The organism is Psychroserpens sp. Hel_I_66 (assembly GCF_000799465.1).
GTDB lineage: Bacteria > Bacteroidota > Bacteroidia > Flavobacteriales > Flavobacteriaceae > Psychroserpens.
Genome location: NZ_JUGU01000001.1, coordinates 48795 through 69457, shown reverse-complemented (window position 1 = coordinate 69457; position 20663 = coordinate 48795). Strand labels below are relative to the sequence as shown.

Below are 20663 nucleotides of genomic sequence, written 5' to 3'. Positions count from 1 at the left end.
GGTTAAATTTTTGCCTTTTGCCTTTTAAAAAATTACATCCCAGTTCTAATAGCTTCTACAGGATCTAATCGAGAGGCTGAAATTGCAGGTATGATTCCAGAAACCAAACCAATAAAAGTTGACAATCCGAAACCGAGAAATATATTAAATAGAGAAAGTACAAATTCAAAATCCAACATGGCGTTTGCTACCAAAGAGACAAACCAAACAAGTACAATCCCTATTAATCCTCCTAAAACAGATAATATTACTGCCTCAAATAAAAACTGAAACAAAATAAACCTATTCTTAGCGCCCAAAGATTTTTGAATTCCAATCAAGCTTGTTCGTTCCCGCACGCTTACAAACATGATATTTGCAATTCCAAATCCGCCAACCAGAAGTGAAAATCCGCTAATGATCCAACCAATCATGTTCAGGGTAGAAATAATACCATCAATAAATTGCGTAAAACCAGAAATCTTATTAATAAAGAAATTATCGGGCTCATCTGCCTTAAGACCTCTGTAAGCGCGATATTTTTGTTTTAATACTGCTTCAAAAGCACCAATATCTACATTTTTTTCGGGTTTAATAATTATTGCTCCCGGTATTCCATCTGTTCCACCGTTTTGAAAACGTCTTACAAAATTAGCTGGCACAAAAGCCTTTTCATCGGGAGAATCACCTAGACCATTTCCCATTTTTTTGAGCACACCAATAACGGTTATCTTTCTCCCGTAGGCTCTAACTGTTTTTCCAATTGGGTTTTCATTTCCGAAGAGATTCTCTGCAGTACTACTACCAACAACCATTACATTGGCTCCAGAGTTTGACTCAGATTCACTATAAAAACGACCATCGGTTAACTTTAAACTTTCAATATCATAAATACCGTTAGACACTGGTGTAATATTTACTCCGGTTACCGTATTGGCTTCATATTTAATGTTTTGATTGCTCCCAAAAATCACATAGGCAATCGCATCAATATCTGGCACATTACGTTGTATAAACTCAAAATCATCGTGCTCTGTCTGCGGAAAATTATCGCGTTGCCATCGTGGCACCTCTGTTGGTCCAAAAGAAAATTTGGTAAGATACATCGTGTTTTTATCCAAACCGCTTAATTGATCCTTGATACTCTTATCTAAAGAATCTACTGCTGCCAAAACTGCAATAATGGAGAAAATACCAATAGTAATCCCTAAAAGAGAAAGAAATGTTCTTAGCTTATTATTGCGCAAAGCATTGATTGCAAATGAAAAACTTTCTTTAAATAGCCTAAGGTAAACAAGCATAATATGGGTTTGGTGTTTCAGATTTATACTGAAAATATAAAGATAGGACGTTTTCAACAATTTATTGTTACAAAAAATTGAAACAAACTCCATTTTGCACCTAAAAAAGCCTATGATATTGTGTATTTTTGAATTTTAATTTTTACAGTACAACAAAATTCACAACACAACGACAACAACTTCAAAATGAGCAACAACAAAACAATCAAATCTGCCTTAATTTCAGTATTTAGTAAAGAAGGTTTAGCACCAATCGTCAAAAAATTAAACGAACAAAATGTAACCATTTACTCAACAGGTGGTACAGAAAAATTTATCAAAGACTTGGGCATAAATGTTGTTCCTGTTGAGGACGTAACGTCTTATCCTTCCATTCTTGGTGGACGCGTAAAGACATTACACCCAAAAGTTTTTGGTGGTATTTTAAACCGCCAAAACCATGAAGGTGATGTTGCCGAGATGGTTGATTTTGATATTCCGCAAATAGATGTCGTAATTGTTGATCTCTACCCTTTTGAAAAAACGGTTGCCTCTGGTGCATCAAATCAAGATATTATAGAAAAAATTGACATAGGTGGTATTTCACTAATAAGAGCTGCAGCTAAAAATTATGCAGATGTAATTTGCGTGTCTTCGGTTGATGATTATGCAGCGTTCTTAGAGCTTTTAGAAACTAAAAACGGTGAAACTACCGAAGCAGATAGAAAACAATTCGCAGCAAAAGCTTTTAACGTATCGTCACATTATGACTCTGCGATTTTCAACTATTTCAATGCAGATCATAGCATCCCTTCATTGAAAATAAGTGAAACTAACGGACAAGTGTTACGTTACGGAGAAAACCCACATCAACGTGGTTTTTTCTTCGGAAATTTTGATGACTTATTCACCAAGCTCCACGGAAAGGAATTAAGCTACAACAATCTTTTAGATGTAGATGCTGCTGTAAATTTAATGAACGAATTTAAAGCTGAAGCCCCAACTTTTGCGATTTTAAAACACAATAACGCTTGTGGGTTTGCACAACGTGACACAATCCACCAAGCCTACGTAGATGCACTGGCAGGAGATCCAGTTTCTGCATTTGGAGGTGTTTTAATTTCTAATACTGAAATTGATAAATCCACAGCAGAAGAAATTCACGGTTTATTTTGTGAAGTGGTCATTGCACCATCATTTTCCGAAGAAGCTTTAGAGATCTTAAAAGGAAAGAAAAACCGAATTCTTTTAATCTTACACGATATTGAATTTCCTCAAACCTCAGTAAGGTCATGTCTTAACGGAGTTTTGGTTCAGGATAGAGATAACAAAACAGATAGCATTCAAGATTTGACTCATGTTACCAACAAAAAGCCAACGCAAAACGAATTGGATGATTTGATCTTTGCGTCTAAAATTTGCAAACACACAAAATCGAACACTATCGTTTTGGTTAAAGACAAACAATTGTGCGCCAGCGGAACCGGTCAAACCAGTCGTGTTGATGCACTTAACCAAGCGATCCATAAAGCACAATCTTTTAAGTTTGACTTAAAAGGAGCTGTTATGGCGAGTGATGCGTTTTTCCCTTTTCCAGATTGTGTAGAGATTGCAGATCATGCAGGAATTACTGCTGTAATACAACCAGGAGGATCAATAAAAGACCAGCTAACTATTGATTATTGCAACAATCGTAATGTTGCAATGGTGATGACTGGTACACGTCATTTTAAACATTAAAATTTCCGAAGAAATAAGATTTCAATACCTAAAATATTTTAATCTAAAAGAAACATCCAAAACCAAAAAGTAAACGTTTAACTATAAAAAGTTAACCGCTTAACTTTCATGTAAATTGAAATAGAAATAAACGGTAAATATTTAGTAAGTTTTATTACTTTTACGACACGTCAAAAACTGAATACACTAACACCCTCATAATACTTAGAATAAAGCATGGGATTTTTTGATTTCTTAACCGAAGAAATAGCCATAGATTTAGGAACCGCAAATACACTAATTATCCACAATGACAAGGTTGTTGTCGATAGTCCATCCATAGTTGCAAGAGATAGAATTTCTGGAAAAATAATTGCTGTTGGTAAAGAAGCCAACATGATGCAAGGTAAAACGCACGAAAACATAAAAACAATTAGACCTTTGAAAGATGGTGTGATTGCCGATTTTGATGCATCTGAGCAAATGATAAGCATGTTCATCAAGAACATTCCAGCATTAAAAAAGAAATTATTTACTCCAGCTTTACGAATGGTCGTTTGTATCCCCTCTGGGATTACAGAGGTAGAAATGCGAGCGGTAAAAGAATCTTGTGAGCGTGTTAACGGTAAAGAAGTATATTTAATTCACGAACCAATGGCAGCTGCAATTGGTATTGGTATTGACATTATGCAACCAAAGGGTAACATGATTGTTGATATTGGAGGTGGTACGACAGAAATTGCTGTGATTGCTCTTGGCGGAATTGTTTGTGACAAATCGGTTAAAGTTGCAGGTGACGTATTTACAAACGATATTATTTATTACATGCGCACACAACACAACTTGTATGTTGGTGATCGTACTGCGGAAAAGATAAAAATTCAAATTGGTGCTGCTACCGAAGATTTAGATATGCCACCAGAAGAAATGAGCGTTCAAGGACGTGATTTATTAACTGGAAAGCCTAAGCAGGTTCAAATCTCCTATCGTGAAATTGCAAAAGCACTCGACAAGTCTATTTTAAGAATTGAGGATTCTGTAATGGAAACCTTATCACAAACACCTCCAGAACTTGCTGCAGACATCTACAACACAGGCATATATCTAGCAGGTGGTGGATCTATGTTGAGAGGTTTGGACAAGCGTCTTTCACAAAAAACAGATTTACCGGTTTACATCGCCGAAGATCCTTTAAGAGCAGTTGTTAGAGGAACGGGAATTGCACTAAAAAATCTAGGAAAATTCAAAAGTGTATTGATAAAATAATCTAGATTAACAACTTAGCATGCAACAAATTATAAACTTTGTCCTTAGAAACAAGACGTCCCTTTTGTTTCTGTTGCTGTTTGCTATTTCATTAGCGCTAACGATACAATCACATTCTTACCATAAAAGCAAGTTTATAAACTCCTCTAATTTTTTAACTGGCGGAATATATGAAAGTGCCAGTGGGATTTCAGATTATTTTGATTTAAAAAGCCAGAATGAGATTCTTATTGAAGAAAATAGCAGACTACGTTCCAAGCTTTTAAATGACAATGATTCGTTAGTTTCAAATAGTACATTTATTGACAGTGTGTCTTACAGTAGTCGCTATAAAATACAATCAGCAAAAATAATCAATAACAATTACGCTTCTACCAAAAATTACCTCACAGTCAACAAAGGAGAGAAAAATGGAATAAAGGAAGATTTAGGCGTCATTACGTCTAAGGGTATTGTTGGTATTATTGATAACACTTCAAATGGTTATGCAAGAGTGCTTTCAGTATTGAACACAAAAAGCCGAATCAATGCGCAATTAAAGGCATCCAATCATATTGGATCGTTAGTCTGGGATGGTAAAACCGCTGCAACAACTGTTCAATTAATAGATATTTCAAAATTTGCTCCTGTAAAAGAAGGTGACACAATTATAACTGGTGGTCAATCAACGATATTTCCAAAAGGGATACCTATTGGCACTATTGAGTCTTTTGTTTTAGATATTAGTGGAGATACTTATACCATACAAGTGAATTTATTTAACGATATGACGAACCTTTCCCATGTGTACATCATTGAAAATTTAGATTCCGAAGAAATAAAAAATTTAGAAAACCCAATTGATGAATAGCTTAACCCTAAATAGCATCTTTAGGTTTGTCTTGCTCGTGTTGGCGCAAGCACTTATATTTAATAATATCAACTTTTTGGGCAATATAAATCCCTATCCCTATATTCTTTTTATTCTTCTGTTTCCAATAAATAACAACCGTACATTATTTATATTTTTAAGCTTTTTGTTAGGACTTTTTGTTGATTTGTTTTCAGATTCTGGAGGTGTTCATGCTGCAGCATGTGTTACAATTGCTTTTATTAGACCACCTGTTCTAAAATTTGCATTTGGGATGATTTACGAACATCAAACAATTAAGTTCAGTAATACCGAATTTGGCAATAGAGTGATTTATTTCTCTATACTTGTTTTTATTCACCATTTTTTAATGTTCTTATTAGAAATTTTTAACATTTCTAATATAATTTTAGTTCTACAAAAAACGTTATTTTCCAGTATTTTCACTATTATACTCTGTGTCCTAATCTCAATACTTTTCAGTAACAAACAACGATGAGAAAAATTCTACTTTTATTAACTGTAATTACCGTAGGTCTTCTATTTATCTCGAGATTATTCTATTTACAAGTTTATAAACAAGAAGCATACAGTTTATATGAGGATACCGCAATCAGAAAAGTTTTTGACTATCCTAAAAGAGGTTACGTTTATGATAGAAACGGAAAATTACTAGTAGCAAATCAACCTTCATATGACGTTATGGTCATACCTAGAGAGGTTGAGCCTTTAGACACGTTGGAATTTTGTAAACTTTTAAAAATCACAAAAGAGGATTTTATTAAAAAATACAATAAAGCAAAAAATTATTCACCTCGATTACCATCTCCTTTTGTACCACAATTGTCCAAAAAGGACTATGCAGTGCTTCAGGAAAAAATGCGGAAATTTGAGGGTTTTTACATTCAGAAAAGATCATTACGTGATTATCAAACTACTATTGGTGCCAACGTTTTAGGAGATTTGGGAGAAGTCAACCAACGCACCATAGAAAAACAACCTTATTATGGATTGGGCGATCTTATTGGCAAACAAGGTATTGAACTCTCTTATGAAGACATCCTTCGAGGTAAAAAAGGTATTAAATTTATTCAAAAAGATAGATTTAACAAAAATATTGGTCCCTACAAAGATGGAAGGTTTGATACCTTGCCACAGCCAGGAAGAGATATCAAAATTACTATTGATGCAGAGCTCCAAAAATATGGCGAATTATTAATGACAAATAAACGAGGTGGCATTGTAGCTATTGATCCCTCAAACGGAGAAATCTTAGCACTCGTTTCAGGACCAAGCTACAACCCTAACCTATTGGTTGGTAGAAATCGTTCAAAAAATTTCACACAACTATTTCGAGACAGTATTGCCAAGCCATTATTTGATAGAGGTCTCCAAGCCCAATATCCTCCAGGATCGCCATTTAAAGTGATCAATGCACTTATTGCGCTTCAGGAAAATGTTATGGATCCTCAGGATAAAGTAACCTGTAGAATGGGTTATTACTATGGAAGCAGAAGATTAACAGGCTGCCACCATCACAGTAGTCCGGTTGATATGAACGCAGGTATAGCACAATCCTGCAACGCCTATTTTGTGACTGCTTACCGAAAAATCATTGATAAATACGACGACGCAGGAAAAGGGATGAACACTTGGGCAGAGCATGCCAGAAGTTTCGGTTTGGGAGATTACCTGGGCTACGATTTACCAGTTGGCCAAAAAGGAAGAATTCCAGATGGAGATTATTACGATAGAGCTTATGGCGACAATCGCTGGGGCTCAACCTACATTGTTTCTAACGCTATCGGTCAAGGAGAAGTCGAGGCAACACCAATACAATTGGCAAACATGGCAGCTGCCATTGGAAATCGTGGTTATTATTACACACCTCACATCATAAAAGAGATTGAAAACGACACCATACCAAGTAAATATACAACCAAAAGAGAGACCACTATAGACAAGCAACATTTTGAACCTGTCGTTCAAGGTATGTTTGATGTATACAATAAAGGAACTGCAGCCTCTCTACGTATTCCTGGAATTGATATCTGCGGAAAAACAGGAACTGCAGAAAATTTCATAAAAATCGATAGTGTCAAAACACAACTTACAGACCACTCTATTTTTGTGGCTTTTGCACCAAAGGACAATCCAAAAATCGCCATTGCGGTTTTTGTTGAAAACGGATATTGGGGAAGCCGATTTGCAGGAAGAATGGCAAGTTTAATGATTGAGAAATATATAAAAGGTGAGATTACCAGAACAGATATGGAAAATTGGATTCTTACCCACAGTTTAGAAAACGAATATGCAAAACCCTACTCTGGAGAACCTTTTAAAATCAATGGTCAAACCAGTTTACAAGTCATTGACAAAGTTAAGTCTCAAGACGACAATGATCTAAACAATTCAATCAACATCGATTCAAATACCCCTAAATTATAATCATGCATAGCAGAGAGCAGCAAAGAAAATTTGGGTTTGACTGGATTACAATTATTTTATTTTTACTTCTAATTGGTTTTGGCTGGATCAATATCATGTCTGCATCCCACGAGGGCGATATTGTAAACTATTTCGACATGAGTCAATTGTACGGTAAACAGGCTGTATTTATTGGCCTAACGTTCGTACTCATTGTTCTCATTCTGTCGGTTGAAGCCAAATTTTATGAACGTTTTGCGAGTGTGATTTATATCTTCGCTATGTTGGCTCTCGTTGGTTTATTTTTCTTCGGAAAAGATATCAATGGCGCTAGATCATGGTATGGTATAGGAAGTATGACGCTTCAGCCCAGTGAGTTTGCAAAATTTGCCACCGCTTTGGCGCTCGCCAAATATATGAGCGATTTGCAAACCGATATGAATACCATGAAGGATCAATTAAGGGCAGTTGGTATTATTATATTACCTGCTGTTTTAATATTACTTCAAAATGATGCAGGAAGCACAATTGTCTATGCTTCTTTTTTCTTTGTTTTTTATAGAGAAGGCCTTCAACAAATTTATTTAGCTATTGCAATATCTGCTATTATTTTGGCGGTACTTGCCCTAAAATTTGGAATATTGATAACAGCAATGGCTGCTGCATTGATAATTGTTGGGACTTACTTTTTCCGAAGAAAAAAGCGTACCTCAATAATTCAATACATAGTCATATTACTGGTTTGCGTGTCATTTTCTGCTGGTGTAAGAATGTTTTACGAACATGTATTAAAACCTCACCAACAAAATAGAATTAGTCTTTGGTTGCGCTTGGAAAAAGATCCAATCAAACTTGAGAAAATGAAAAAGGAGGAGGCGTACAACCTCATCCAGTCTGAGCAAGCAATTAGCTCTGGAGGATTGACTGGTAAAGGTTTTATGCAAGGCACAAGAACAACAGGCAAATTCGTACCAGAACAAGAAACCGATTATATTTTTAGTACCGTTGGGGAAGAATGGGGATTTTTAGGAAGTACTTTAGTGGTCATTTTATTTATGAGCCTGATCATAAGAGTTCTCTTTTTGGCGGAATCGCAGAAGTCGCAATTTAGTCGTGTTTATGGGTATGGCGTCGCCTCTATTTTATTTATTCATTTTACGATAAATACAGGAATGGTGATGGGATTGATCCCAACAGTTGGGATTCCTCTACCCTTTTTTAGTTATGGAGGTTCCGGACTTTGGGGCTTTACTATTTTACTTTTCATTTTTGTGAAGTTGGATAGTAATAAGATTAATGAGTGGTAATTACATAAAAAAAACCTACAAGATTAAAGTCCTGCAGGTTTAATTATTGCATATTTATATTTATTATTTTAAACTCTCCAAACTTGATTTAATAGTTTCAATCTTAGCTAAAGCATCTGCTTCCTTATTCTTTTCTGCTGCTACAACTTGCTCTGGTGCTCCAGCTACAAAACGTTCATTTGACAATTTCTTTTGTACAGACTTTAAAAAACCTTCAGTATAATTTAACTCTTCGGTTAATTTTTTTATTTCTGCCTCTACGTCGATACTTCCTTCCATTGGGATAAAATATTCGTTAGACTTTACGCGATAGGTAAGTGCTCCTTCAACAGGTTCTGTAACATATTCAAAACTCTCTAGATTACCCAACTTAGCAATAACTTCATCAAAAGTAGTCGCTACCTTTTCGTTGTTTACTACTGAAAATCCTATCGCATCCTTAAATGCGATATTTTTTTGAGTTCTAATGTTTCTAATACCAGTAATCACTTCCGAAGCAAAATCAAATTCTGAAATCAATTCTTCATTAATCGGGTTAGCTTTTGGCCAAGTCGAAATAATCAATGCTTCTTCTGGACTACGTTCTTTGATGTAATGCCAAATCTCTTCAGTTAAGAAAGGCATAAACGGATGTAATATTTTGAGAATATTTTCAAAAATCGCGTTTGTACTTTCTAAAGTTTTTGCATCAATAGGCTGCTGGTAAGCGGGTTTGATAATTTCTAATAGCCATGATGCAAAATCATCCCAAATTAATTTATAAGTTGCCATTAAAGCATCACTTAATCTATATTTACTAAAGTGGTCTTCGATTTCTAATAGTGTTTGCTGAAATTTAGATTCAAACCACTCTAGAGCTATGGCGCTTGATTTAGGTTGATCGATTGTTTTATCTACTTCCCAACCTTGAACCAATCTAAAGGCATTCCATATTTTGTTAGCAAACTGTTTTCCTTGCTGGCATAATTCTTCATCAAACATTAAATCATTTCCTGCTGCAGAACTCAGCAATAAACCAACACGAACACCATCTGCGCCATAATCTTCAATCAATTTTAAGGCATCTGGAGAATTTCCTAGTGATTTAGACATTTTTCGTCTTTGCTTATCCCTAACTAATCCTGTGAGATATACATTTTCAAAAGGTCTTTCGTCTCTATATTCGTAACCTGCAATTATCATACGTGCTACCCAAAAGAATAAAATATCTGGACCTGTAACTAGATCATTGGTTGGATAGTAATATTTGATTTCTTCGTTTTCCGGATTTCTAATTCCGTCAAAAACACTCATTGGCCAAAGCCATGAAGAGAACCAAGTGTCTAAAGCATCGGTATCTTGACGAAGATTCTCTGCTTTTAAATTTTCGTTATTGGTTGCTTTTCTTGCAAGTTTTACTGCTTCCTCAATATTTTCAGCAACAACATAATCTTCTTTTCCGTCGCCATAGAAATACGCAGGAATTTGTTGTCCCCAAAGTAATTGTCGTGAGATATTCCAGTCGCGAATATTCTCCATCCAGTGTCTATAAGTATTTTCAAATTTCTTCGGAAACAGTTTTACGTCACCATTTTTTAACACTGCATCAATTGCAGGCTTAGCCAAATCTTCCATTTTAAGGAACCATTGATCGCTCAATCGCGGTTCAATGACTGCTTTTGTACGTTCTGACGTTCCTACTTTATTAACATGATTTTCGGTTTTTATTAAAACTCCAGAAGCTTCCAGCTCTTTTGTAATTGCTTTTCTAACGACAAAACGATCTTGTCCCTCATAATGCATTCCGAAGCTATTCAAACTCGCATCATCATTAAAGATATCGATCACTTCGAGATCATGCTTATCTCCTAAAACTTTGTCATTTTCGTCATGAGCAGGTGTTACTTTTAGGCAGCCTGTCCCAAATTCTAAATCAACATATTCATCTTCGATAATTGGAATAATCCTTCCGCAGATAGGAACAATCGCTTTTTTACCCTGTAAGTGCTTAAAACGCTCATCTGTTGGATTGATACAGATGGCTGTATCGCCAAAAATGGTTTCTGGACGTGTGGTCGCAATGGTTAACTTTTCATCGCTACCTTCTATTTTATATTCTAAATAATACAATAACCCTTGTTTTTCAACATGAACTACTTCTTCATCAGACAATGTTGTTTTAGCCTCAGGATCCCAATTAACCATGCGGTAGCCTCTGTAAATCAAACCTTTGTTGTGTAAATCGACAAACACCTTGATTACAGCTTCACTCATATCATCATCCATCGTAAACTTGGTACGATCCCAATCACATGAACAGCCTAATTTTTTTAGTTGTTCTAAAATAACGCCTCCATATTCTTCGGTCCAATCCCAAGCGTGTTTTAGAAATTCTTCACGAGATAGATTGTTTTTATCAATGCCTTGAGCTTTCAATTTTGCGACTACCTTTGCTTCTGTAGCAATAGAAGCATGATCTGTACCGGGAACCCAACAGGCGTTTTTACCCTGTAAACGCGCACGACGAATTAATACATCTTGAATAGTATTATTCAACATATGCCCCATATGCAAGATTCCGGTTACGTTTGGTGGCGGAATTACAATTGTATATGGTTCTCTCTCATCTGGAGTTGAATGAAAATAATTATGTGACATCCAGTAATCGTACCATTTACTTTCTACTGATTGCGCTGAATATTTTGATGGAATTTCCATGCTTTGGTATTGTTTTTGCATTATAACAGACAAAAGTACTTATATTTCTTTTTTCGTGAAATGAATAGTAGAAATAATGAACACTTAAATATCAATTAATGTTAATTAAGAGGTCATACAACTAATTTATTTTGCAGAATCGTAAAAAGTAAGTAATTTTGAAAGTATCAATTTAAAACTAAAATGATGAAAAAATTAGTAGCAATTTTATGTGTGGCTTTTTTAAGCTTTGGAGCATTTGCTCAAGAAAAAGTAGCAAAAATAGAATTTAAAAGCGATGTTATAGACTACGGAACTATCGAGAAAGGCTCTGATGGCGTAAGAACATTTGAATTTATCAATACTGGTAATGCACCTTTAATCATATCCAACGTGAAGTCAACTTGTGGTTGTACTGTGCCTAAAAAACCAGATGGACCAATTTTACCTGGTGAAACTGGAAAAATTGAAGTTAAGTATGATACTAATAGAGTAAATCCTATTAGAAAAACAATTACTGTTACATCTAATGCAGATACACCAACAGTAGCTTTAAAAATAAAAGGTTTAGTTGTAGATCCTAGCAAAACTAGTGTTTTAGAAAAAACTAGTAAAAGTGTAATGGAGCAATAAAATTACATTTTGAAATATTATAAAAGAACTCCTTAATTTTGGGGTTCTTTTTTTTTGAATACATCTTCTAATTTAAATTCAGCAGCAATAATTTGGTTTTCTCGCTGAATTTTAAGCTTAATCGTTTTACCTATTTTCCCTCTAAAATAATTTGTGACCTCTTGTAGTTTTAACTCGTATGATTGTTTACCATTAATAGAAATCACCATATCTCCTGCTAACAATCCTGCTTTTTGTGCTGGAGAACCTTCTCTTACCTCAATGACTGTATAGGCTGGTTTTAGTCCCATTTGGTAAGTTTTTGTAGAATTTATAACAATATTATCGTCGTTTGAACGACCATAATTATCTAATCTCTTTTTCTCAAAAACCTCTTGTACTACTCTAAAGCCACGTTGCTCTAAAACGATACCGCTTCTATTATATCTAAATTCTGACTTGAAATTACTGTTCTTTTTTAATGTCATCTTGGCCTTTTCATAATCGAAAATGATATTAAAGCGTTTTAGAATTTCCGCAGATAAACTCCCATTTCTATCTTCAATTCTTCTAGCTTGCATGATAGCAGATGAGTCCGGAAAAGCTGTATTAACCTCATTCAAAACAAAACTTCCAATTTGAAAAGCACCAATTTTAGACCTTTTACCATGTACGTTGCCACTCAAGCCTCTGCCTAGAAAATCATAAAAATAATTATTGATTTTAGACGATATCCCCAAATCATCATCCTCGAACAACCATAAGGCATCGCTACTTCCTGTATCTATAAGAAGCCGAACTGGCAATTCTTGTTTTCCTAGAGTTACCTTAGCGTCTACATATGGTTTATTATTATGAAAGGAAAGGTTAAATGACTCACATTTTTTACAGGATTTATAACTGTAGTCTTCTCTATTATTCAATTTTAAATATTTGGACCTGTAATTTATTTCCACTATAAAATCCTTGAACAAGCTATAGCCTATAATGCCATGCACTGGCACACCTAAACTTGGGGTAAAATTAATTTCTTGATCAAAAACCACGTAGAGTTCTTGATTCACATTAATTGCATCTCCTATTTTTAAGAAATTCCCTTTAGACCTAAGTGCTTTTACAGTTTCACCAGCGCCCAGACCACGCAGGAAAATGGTCTCAACATTATTCATTTGAAGAGAGTCTGTATTGGCTATATTAAACAGGATAGGCTTACTTACACCAGTGTCTAAAAGAAAAGATAACTCAACTCCATTAATTTCTATTGGTAAGACAATAAGGTTATTAATCAATTCGAATTTAATCTTGTCATACTTTTTATCAATCAAATTAAATCGTCCTTGTCCAAATGAAAACGAAATACCCAAAAGTAGAACACAAATTAAAAGGCTAGTTTTTTTATTGAAATTCATAAACATTACAGACAAGTTACAAATCTTAACTTTATATTATATTTTTCGTAGAGCATTTTAAATATAATTTAAGATTATTTTCAGAACTTTACAATCTAAAATTACAATTATGCCAAAAATATCAAAGAAGGGCGTTTCAATGCCAGAATCACCGATACGTAAATTAGTCCCGTATGCTGAACAAGCTTATAAAGAAGGGAAAACGGTGTATCATTTAAATATTGGGCAACCAGATATTAAAACGCCTCAAGTCGCGTTAGATGCTGTAAGAGTTCACTCTCTTGATATTTTAGCCTACACGCGCTCTGAAGGATCTGAAGCTTACCGAAAAAAAATCGCTAATTATTACGCTAAAAACGACATTCATGTCCAACATGACGAGATCATCGTGACAACTGGTGGTAGTGAGGCACTTTTATTTTCATTTGGTAGTGTAATGGATGTAGGTGACGAAGTTATTATACCAGAGCCATTTTACGCCAATTACAATGGTTTTTCTACAGCATCTGGAGTAACGGTTGTTCCTGTGATATCCAAAATTGAAGATAATTTTGCATTACCTCCAATTGAGGAATTTGAAAAACTAATCACACCAAAAACAAAAGCAATCCTTATTTGCAATCCAGGAAACCCAACTGGTTATCTCTATTCCGAAGAAGAAATAAAAAAACTTGCGAGCATTGTAAAAAAACACGATTTATTTTTAATTGCAGATGAAGTGTATAGGGAATTTGCTTACGAAGGCGCAAAACATCACTCTATTTTACAAGAAGAAGGGTTAGATGATTATGCCATTGTAATAGATTCTGTATCTAAACGCTACAGCATGTGCGGTGCAAGAATAGGTTGTCTGGTATCTAGAAATAAGGATGTTATAAAAACGGTTTTGAAATTTGCACAGGCAAGACTAAGTCCACCTACTTTAGCACAAATCGCAAGTGAAGCTGCTTTGGAAACTCCTCAAAGTTATTTTGATGATGTTATTGAAGAATATGTAGAGAGAAGAAACGTCTTGGTCGAAGAACTAAAAAAAATAGATGGCGTTCAAGTCGCAAATCCAAAAGGCGCTTTTTATTGTATTGCTCAGCTCCCAATAAAAAACAGTGACGCTTTTGCCCAATGGTTACTAGAATCTTTTGATGTTGATGGTGAGACGATTATGGTTGCTCCAGCTGCAGGATTTTACAGTACTCCTGGCGTGGGATTAAACCAAATTCGTATTGCGTATGTTCTCAATACCAACAGTCTTAGAAAAGCAGTATACATTTTAAAAGAAGCATTAAAAGTTTATAAAGACTAGTGCAAATACTCAAAAACATATCCTTAAAACCCTACAACACATTTGGGATAGACGTCAATGCAAAGAAGTTTGTATCGGTAAATACCCTAGAAGACTTAATTGCTATTTTTTCTTCGGAAAACGATCCACAAAAATTCATTTTAGGAGGTGGCAGCAACATGTTGCTCACCAAAGATATTGATGCCCTTGTTATTCATTTAGACTTAAAAGGGAAAGAGATCATTTCAAAAACCGAAGATGACGTATTTATTAAATGTAATGCTGGTGAAAATTGGCATGAATTTGTATTATGGACTTTAGAACACGATTTTGGAGGTTTGGAAAATCTTTCACTCATTCCTGGTAATGTTGGCACAAGCCCAATTCAAAATATTGGTGCCTATGGTGTAGAGTTAAAAGACACGTTTCAATCCTGTGATGCTCTAAATTTAAAAACTTTAGAAATTGAAACATTTGATAAAAATACGTGTCAATTTGATTATAGAAATTCAATTTTTAAGCAACAGGCAAAAGGAAAATACATTATTGTTAGCGTGGTTTTTAAATTGAGTACAGCAAATCATAAATTACACACCAATTATGGTGCAATTAGCTCTCAGTTAAAAGAATGGAATATTGATGAACCCACAATACAAGATATCTCTAAAGCAGTAATCGTAATTAGAGAGAGCAAACTTCCAAATCCAAAGGAAATCGGAAATTCTGGTAGTTTCTTTAAAAATCCGGTAATTTCAATTGAGGAATTTTCAAAACTTCAACTGAATTTTAAAGAGGTACCTCATTATAATGTTTCAGAAAAAGAAGTAAAAATACCTGCAGGTTGGCTCATAGAAAAAGCTGGTTTTAAAGGTAAAACATTTGGTAATTATGGTGTTCACAAAAATCAAGCGCTTGTCTTGGTTAATTATGGAGGAGCTACGGGAACTGAAATTCTAGCACTCTCAAAACTAATACAAAAAACAGTACATCGAATTTTCAATATTGATATCGAGGCAGAAGTCAATATTGTATAAAAAAAAGCCCCAAATCATTAGGGCTTTTTTTCTATAGAATAGTTTTGAAAATGCTATTAATCAATTTTCTTTAAGGAAGAAAAATTCTATTCCACAAAAAATTTATGTTAAATGGATTAAATTCTAATGTTGATAATATTTTACTAATTTTACCCTACTTTAATTTATATACGATTGAAATTTATTTTTGGACGTTTTAAAATTTATTTTTTTTAACTTTTTTTAACTTTTAAAATTTTTGAGTACTCCAATAGAAAAGCAAATAGTAGAATTGCTTGGCAAAGGCGATAAAAAAGCATTGAATCTTCTTTATGAAAATTATGCAGACAGTCTTTATGGTGTTATTTTAAAAGTTACTATTAATGAAGAAATCGCACAAGATGCTCTCCAAGAAACATTTATAAAAGTTTGGAAAAACGCTAAAAAATACGATTCCAAAAAAGCAAAATTATTCACTTGGCTTTACAGAATTGCAAAAAATACCGCAATAGACAAATTAAGAAGTTTTAATAATAGATTTGAGAAAGAAGTCCAAATTGATAAATCAAACGTATATATCTTACCAACAGCAAATTTAAATCAAGATGTTATCGATTTAAAAGAGCATGTTGCTAGATTGGACGAAAAGTATCAAATAGTGCTAAAAGCTTTATTTTTTGAGGGCATGACCCAACAAGAAGCAAGTGAAGAATTAGATATACCATTGGGTACAATTAAGTCTAGATTAAAAATTGGATTAAGAGAACTTAAAAAGGTTTATGATCCAGAAACCGAATAAAAATGGAAAAAAAAATACATAACTTTTTTCAGTCTGGTTTACTTGAAAAGTATATACTAGATGAAATCACTACTTCAGATAGTCTGAAGGTAGAACACTACATTGACACTTATCCTGAAGTTGAAAGCGAATATTTGAGATTACAGAATAATCTTGAAATCTTAGCTAAAGCAGATGCAAAAGAAGCACCTAAATTTATTTTAGATAATATTTTAGATGAAGTTGAAAAAACATCTATTCCAGTTATCAAAATGGAAACTTCACGTAGACGCACACCTTGGTATAGTATTGCTGCAAGCGTTGTCGCACTATTATTTGCTGGCACAGCATTTATGATGTACCAACAAAACCAAGAATTACTTAGAGAAAACCAAGTCGTAGTTGAAGAAGTTTTTGACCTAAGAAAAGATATCGATAACAATAATGAAAAGCTTGATGACGTGATGCGTCAGTTCATGAAATTGAACAATCCCGAAACAGAAAAATATGTTTTGAGAGGAAATTCAAGAGCTAAAAATTTAAAAACTGTAGCTTATATCAATGCTGTAGAAAAAACCTCCATGATAGATGTTGTGTCTTTACCACAATTAGATAAAGACCAATTTTATGAAGTTTTCGCAAAAATGGAAGAAGACCTTGTTAGCCTTGGAATTTTGGATCCTTCAGAAAAAAAGATGCAATCACTTAAGTATATGAAAGACGCACTTGGTTTGAGCATACGAATTGGATCTAAAAAAGGTAATGAAACCAACGCTATTGATGATGAAGAAGTAGCAGAAATAGAATTAAAGACAAAAAACAATTAATAGCACGTTAATTCCACAAAAAGCCATTTTTGAAAATTCAAAAATGGCTTTTTTTTTATCCTAATTTTCAAATTGTATAAATGCATTGAAAAGCCATTCAAAATATTTACCTTTGTACAAATAATTAAAACAAATGAAACTTTTACTTATTACATTATTTCTTTTAGGAATAGGTGTTGCAGGAATAGCTATTAAAATTTGGGCTAAAAAAGACGGTAAATTTGCAGGTACATGCGCAAGTCAAAACCCAATGCTCAATAAAGATGGTGATGCCTGTGGTTTCTGCGGAAAAACTCCAGACCAATTCGATAATTGTAACGAACCTCAACACGCATCATAGTTAATGCTAATTTTTACGGTTCTCTTTTACACTTTTATTTTCATAATAAGTGTTCAACTTATTTTCTACGGAATTATTTTTGGTCGTTTTCTATCCTTTAAGCAAAAAAAGAAGTCTCAGTTAGAACACCCAATTTCTATCATAATTTGCGCTAAAAACGAAGCCCAAAATCTAAAAAACAATCTTCCCAAAATATTATCACAGTCTTATAAACAGTTTGAGGTGGTTTTGATAAATGACTCCTCAACAGACAAGACACTTAAGGTAATGGAAGGGTTTAAAAAGGAACATTCTAACATAAAAATAGTCAATGTCAAACCCATTGAAGCCTTTTGGGGAAACAAAAAATACGCACTCACTCTAGGCATAAAAGCTGCAAAATACAATCATTTACTGTTTACAGATGCCGATTGCGTACCAAATTCAAAAAACTGGATCAGTGAAATGAGCGGTCAATTTGATAACCAAAAATCTTTGGTTATTGGCTATGGAGCTTATCAAAAAACTAAAGGCTCACTATTAAATCTATTAATTAGGTTTGAAACTTTTATCACTGCTGTTCAATATTTTTCATATGCACATATTGGTGAACCATATATGGCAGTTGGAAGGAATTTAGCATACACCAAAGACTTATTTTATGAAGCCAAAGGGTTTATGAGCCATATGAAAATAGCTTCGGGAGATGACGATTTATTTGTAAATGAAATTGCTACAAATAAAAATACTGCTATTTGTATTTCTACGGAAAGTTTCACACACTCCATTCCGAAGAAAACCTTCAAAACCTGGCTATTACAGAAGCGACGTCACATTAGCACTGCCAATCATTATAAGTCAAAACATAAAATCGCATTAGGGTTATTTTACATTTCCCAAGTTTTATTTTGGATCTTGGCAATAACGCTAATGGCTGTTATGCACCAATGGCAAATCGTAATCGTATTAATAGCTTTGAGGTTTATTGTTCAATATTCTGTTTTATATGGGATTGCAAAAAAATTAACCGAAAAAGATTTAGTTCTCTATCTTCCATTTCTAGAAATAGTATTGATTGTTATCCAATTCTTTATATTTATAAAAAATCTCTCATCAAAACCTACCCATTGGAAGTAAAAGACGCCATAGAAAAAGCCAAGAAAAATGATCAGATTGCCTTTAATTTTTTGTTAGATTCGTTTTGGAATACTGTTTATGGATTTCAACTAAAACGTACAGAAAACGAAAATGATGCTGAAGATATTACCATCCAGACGTTTTCAAAAGCATTCGATAAAATTGATACCTATAATGATAAATATGAATTTTCAACATGGCTTGTCACCATTTCAAAGAATATTCATATTGACTTACTAAGAAAACAGAAGTCCAGCATTTACAGTCATTCCAATACAGATGAAGAAAAAGATTACTACACTATAATTGATGAGTCACCATCACCAGAGGATATATTAATTACCGAGCAAAATCTCGCAAAATTACTTCGAGACATTAAAAAATTAAAACCTCATTATCAGGAAGTTATTAACTTGAGATATTTTCAAGAATTAAGCTACAAAGAAATTTCCTTACAAGTAGATGAGCCCATCAACAATATAAAAGTGAAACTCTTACGCGCAAAAAAACTTCTTGCAGAGATTATTAAAAAAGAATAATGAAGCTTAGCTTTAAAAAAATAGGTCCAGGATTATTATTTGCAGGCGCTGCAATTGGTGTATCACATCTTGTTCAATCTACTAGAGCAGGTGCAGATTTTGGCTTCGGATTAATTTGGGCTTTACTTTTAGTCAACCTATTTAAATATCCCTTTTTTCAATTTGGTCCACGGTACGCTATGGCAACTGGCGAAACACTTTTAGATGGTTATAGAAAATTAGGCAAAGGAGTTTTGATAGCCTATTTTGTTCTCACGTTTGCAACCATGTTTACTATACAAACTGCGGTCACCATTGTTACAGCAGGATTGGCAACCTCTATTTTTGGTGATTTTATTTCTACGGAAACTTGGACGGTGATCATTCTAGCCATCTGTTTTTTCATCTTGATCATTGGTAAATACAGTTTTTTGGACAAACTCATGAAGTTCATCATCATAACGCTAACCATAAGCACCTTAATAGCTGTTGGATTTGCATTTCACAATACCGCAGAGCCTATATCATTTAGCCAAGTGTTTCCTGAGACCGCTCAATTTGGCTTTTTAATAGCATTTATGGGCTGGATGCCTGCTCCTTTAGATATTTCTATATGGCATTCACTTTGGGCCATAGAAAAACAGAAATCCAATCCAGAATACACCGTAAAATCTACCCTCTTTGATTTTAACGTTGGCTACTTTGCTACAATCATTCTAGGTTTGGGCTTTTTAGGGTTGGGAGCAATGGTCATGTTTCAAAGTGGAGAAACGTTTAGTGATAAAGCTGGTGAATTCTCTAACCAATTAATTTCAATGTACACAAAAAATTTGGGTAATTGGTCATACATTATCATTGGTATTGCAGCATTTACAACCATGTTTAGCACCACACTAACAACTCTTGACGCATCACCCAGAGCCATGGAAAAAACAACTCAGCTCCTATTTGGTAAACTTTCCAAAAAATCTTATTTGTTTTGGATTTTAGTTTTAATTTTTGGAACAATTATAATTTTCTTTTTTCTTAAGTCTGAAATGGGATTACTCATCAAAATAGCTACTGTATTATCTTTTCTAACCGCACCCTTCTATGCTATAATCAACTATAGATTAATTAGTAGCAAACACACTCCTAAAGAATGGCAACCAAGCATAAAACTTCATGTTTTAAGTTGGTTGGGAATTATTTTTTTAATAGGATTCTGCATCTGGTATCTTAGCATATTATAACAAGTCATTAACAATATACTTTGTATCTTTGTAAT

At 34.0% G+C, this 20663-nt stretch carries 17 protein-coding genes; 14 read left to right on the top strand and 3 right to left on the bottom strand.

Annotated features, from left to right (window positions below; genetic code table 11):
• Positions 1-32 precede the first annotated feature (32 nt).
• Positions 33-1280: an ABC transporter permease gene (locus tag GQ40_RS00320; protein WP_047544723.1), complete on the bottom strand. Its 1248-nt coding sequence runs from the start codon at positions 1278-1280 to the stop codon at positions 33-35.
• A gap of 186 nt (positions 1281-1466) precedes the next feature.
• On the opposite strand from GQ40_RS00320, the gene purH reads away from it, so the two are divergent.
• From purH to rodA, 5 genes are all read left to right on the top strand, one after another.
• Positions 1467-2999, top strand: a complete 1533-nt coding sequence (gene purH, locus GQ40_RS00315; RefSeq protein WP_047544721.1) for a bifunctional phosphoribosylaminoimidazolecarboxamide formyltransferase/IMP cyclohydrolase — start codon at positions 1467-1469, stop codon at positions 2997-2999.
• A gap of 216 nt (positions 3000-3215) precedes the next feature.
• Positions 3216-4244, top strand: coding sequence for a rod shape-determining protein (locus GQ40_RS00310; protein WP_047544719.1), 1029 nt, complete (start codon positions 3216-3218; stop codon positions 4242-4244).
• 19 nt (positions 4245-4263) lie between these two features.
• Positions 4264-5094, top strand: coding sequence for a rod shape-determining protein MreC (gene mreC, locus GQ40_RS00305; RefSeq protein ID WP_047544717.1), 831 nt, complete (start codon positions 4264-4266; stop codon positions 5092-5094).
• A gap of 495 nt (positions 5095-5589) precedes the next feature.
• A complete protein-coding gene (mrdA, locus tag GQ40_RS00295) occupies positions 5590-7542 on the top strand; it encodes a penicillin-binding protein 2 (RefSeq protein WP_052184097.1) in 1953 nt (650 codons plus the stop codon).
• 2 nt (positions 7543-7544) lie between these two features.
• Positions 7545-8828 (top strand): rod shape-determining protein RodA, encoded by a 1284-nt coding sequence (rodA, locus tag GQ40_RS00290; RefSeq protein WP_047544711.1) that lies wholly within the window; start codon positions 7545-7547, stop codon positions 8826-8828.
• Between the two features lie 63 nt (positions 8829-8891).
• Here the strand turns inward: rodA and GQ40_RS00285 are convergent, their stop codons facing one another.
• Positions 8892-11525 carry a valine--tRNA ligase gene (locus GQ40_RS00285; RefSeq protein ID WP_047551204.1) on the bottom strand — a complete coding sequence of 878 codons (2634 nt, stop codon included), beginning with the start codon at positions 11523-11525 and terminating at the stop codon, positions 8892-8894.
• A 186-nt stretch (positions 11526-11711) separates the two neighbouring features.
• Here GQ40_RS00285 and GQ40_RS00280 point away from each other — a divergent pair, with 186 nt between their 5' ends.
• Positions 11712-12137 (top strand): DUF1573 domain-containing protein, encoded by a 426-nt coding sequence (locus GQ40_RS00280; protein WP_047544710.1) that lies wholly within the window; start codon positions 11712-11714, stop codon positions 12135-12137.
• A 32-nt stretch (positions 12138-12169) separates the two neighbouring features.
• Here GQ40_RS00280 and GQ40_RS00275 read toward each other — a convergent pair whose 3' ends face one another.
• Entirely contained in the window at positions 12170-13525 is a 1356-nt protein-coding gene (locus GQ40_RS00275; RefSeq protein ID WP_047544709.1) for an aspartyl protease family protein, read from the bottom strand.
• Between the two features lie 109 nt (positions 13526-13634).
• Between GQ40_RS00275 and GQ40_RS00270 the strand changes: the two genes are divergently transcribed.
• The 8 genes from GQ40_RS00270 to GQ40_RS00235 all read left to right on the top strand — a co-directional run bounded on the left by GQ40_RS00270 (position 13635) and on the right by GQ40_RS00235 (position 20628).
• Complete coding sequence (locus GQ40_RS00270) at positions 13635-14825, top strand: pyridoxal phosphate-dependent aminotransferase (RefSeq protein WP_047544707.1); 1191 nt, start codon at positions 13635-13637, stop codon at positions 14823-14825.
• On the top strand, positions 14825-15838 hold the full coding sequence (murB, locus tag GQ40_RS00265) for a UDP-N-acetylmuramate dehydrogenase (protein WP_047544705.1): 1014 nt from the start codon (positions 14825-14827) through the stop codon (positions 15836-15838). The genes GQ40_RS00270 and murB overlap by 1 nt, the downstream gene beginning before the upstream one ends.
• A gap of 238 nt (positions 15839-16076) precedes the next feature.
• A complete protein-coding gene (locus GQ40_RS00260; RefSeq protein ID WP_047544703.1) occupies positions 16077-16616 on the top strand; it encodes an RNA polymerase sigma factor in 540 nt (179 codons plus the stop codon).
• 2 nt (positions 16617-16618) lie between these two features.
• The gene (locus tag GQ40_RS00255) at positions 16619-17422 is read left to right on the top strand and encodes a hypothetical protein (protein WP_047544701.1); all 804 of its coding nucleotides are present in this window, start codon (positions 16619-16621) and stop codon (positions 17420-17422) included.
• A gap of 133 nt (positions 17423-17555) precedes the next feature.
• The gene (locus tag GQ40_RS00250) at positions 17556-17762 is read left to right on the top strand and encodes a membrane or secreted protein (protein ID WP_047544700.1); all 207 of its coding nucleotides are present in this window, start codon (positions 17556-17558) and stop codon (positions 17760-17762) included.
• 3 nt (positions 17763-17765) lie between these two features.
• Positions 17766-18878 carry a glycosyltransferase gene (locus tag GQ40_RS00245; RefSeq protein ID WP_047544699.1) on the top strand — a complete coding sequence of 371 codons (1113 nt, stop codon included), beginning with the start codon at positions 17766-17768 and terminating at the stop codon, positions 18876-18878.
• The gene (locus tag GQ40_RS00240) at positions 18869-19417 is read left to right on the top strand and encodes an RNA polymerase sigma factor (protein ID WP_047544698.1); all 549 of its coding nucleotides are present in this window, start codon (positions 18869-18871) and stop codon (positions 19415-19417) included. The genes GQ40_RS00245 and GQ40_RS00240 overlap by 10 nt, the downstream gene beginning before the upstream one ends.
• A complete protein-coding gene (locus tag GQ40_RS00235) occupies positions 19417-20628 on the top strand; it encodes an Nramp family divalent metal transporter (protein WP_047544696.1) in 1212 nt (403 codons plus the stop codon). Before GQ40_RS00240 ends, GQ40_RS00235 begins: the two co-directional genes overlap by 1 nt.
• Positions 20629-20663: the final 35 nt, after the last annotated feature.

Excerpts from the sequence above, each read along its gene's own strand:
- GQ40_RS00255 (WP_047544701.1), top strand. The coding sequence starts at position 16,619 with ATGGAAAAAAAAATACATAACTTTTTTCAGTCTGGTTTACTTGAAAAG.
- GQ40_RS00250 (WP_047544700.1), top strand. The coding sequence starts at position 17,556 with ATGAAACTTTTACTTATTACATTATTTCTTTTAGGAATAGGTGTTGCA.
- GQ40_RS00245 (WP_047544699.1), top strand. The coding sequence starts at position 17,766 with ATGCTAATTTTTACGGTTCTCTTTTACACTTTTATTTTCATAATAAGT.
- GQ40_RS00320 (WP_047544723.1), bottom strand. The coding sequence starts at position 1,280 with ATGCTTGTTTACCTTAGGCTATTTAAAGAAAGTTTTTCATTTGCAATC.
- mrdA (WP_052184097.1), top strand. The coding sequence starts at position 5,590 with ATGAGAAAAATTCTACTTTTATTAACTGTAATTACCGTAGGTCTTCTA.
- GQ40_RS00285 (WP_047551204.1), bottom strand. The coding sequence starts at position 11,525 with ATGGAAATTCCATCAAAATATTCAGCGCAATCAGTAGAAAGTAAATGG.
- GQ40_RS00275 (WP_047544709.1), bottom strand. The coding sequence starts at position 13,525 with ATGAATTTCAATAAAAAAACTAGCCTTTTAATTTGTGTTCTACTTTTG.
- GQ40_RS00235 (WP_047544696.1), top strand. The coding sequence starts at position 19,417 with ATGAAGCTTAGCTTTAAAAAAATAGGTCCAGGATTATTATTTGCAGGC.
- GQ40_RS00310 (WP_047544719.1), top strand. The coding sequence starts at position 3,216 with ATGGGATTTTTTGATTTCTTAACCGAAGAAATAGCCATAGATTTAGGA.
- purH (WP_047544721.1), top strand. The coding sequence starts at position 1,467 with ATGAGCAACAACAAAACAATCAAATCTGCCTTAATTTCAGTATTTAGT.
- mreC (WP_047544717.1), top strand. The coding sequence starts at position 4,264 with ATGCAACAAATTATAAACTTTGTCCTTAGAAACAAGACGTCCCTTTTG.
- GQ40_RS00270 (WP_047544707.1), top strand. The coding sequence starts at position 13,635 with ATGCCAAAAATATCAAAGAAGGGCGTTTCAATGCCAGAATCACCGATA.
- rodA (WP_047544711.1), top strand. The coding sequence starts at position 7,545 with ATGCATAGCAGAGAGCAGCAAAGAAAATTTGGGTTTGACTGGATTACA.
- GQ40_RS00280 (WP_047544710.1), top strand. The coding sequence starts at position 11,712 with ATGAAAAAATTAGTAGCAATTTTATGTGTGGCTTTTTTAAGCTTTGGA.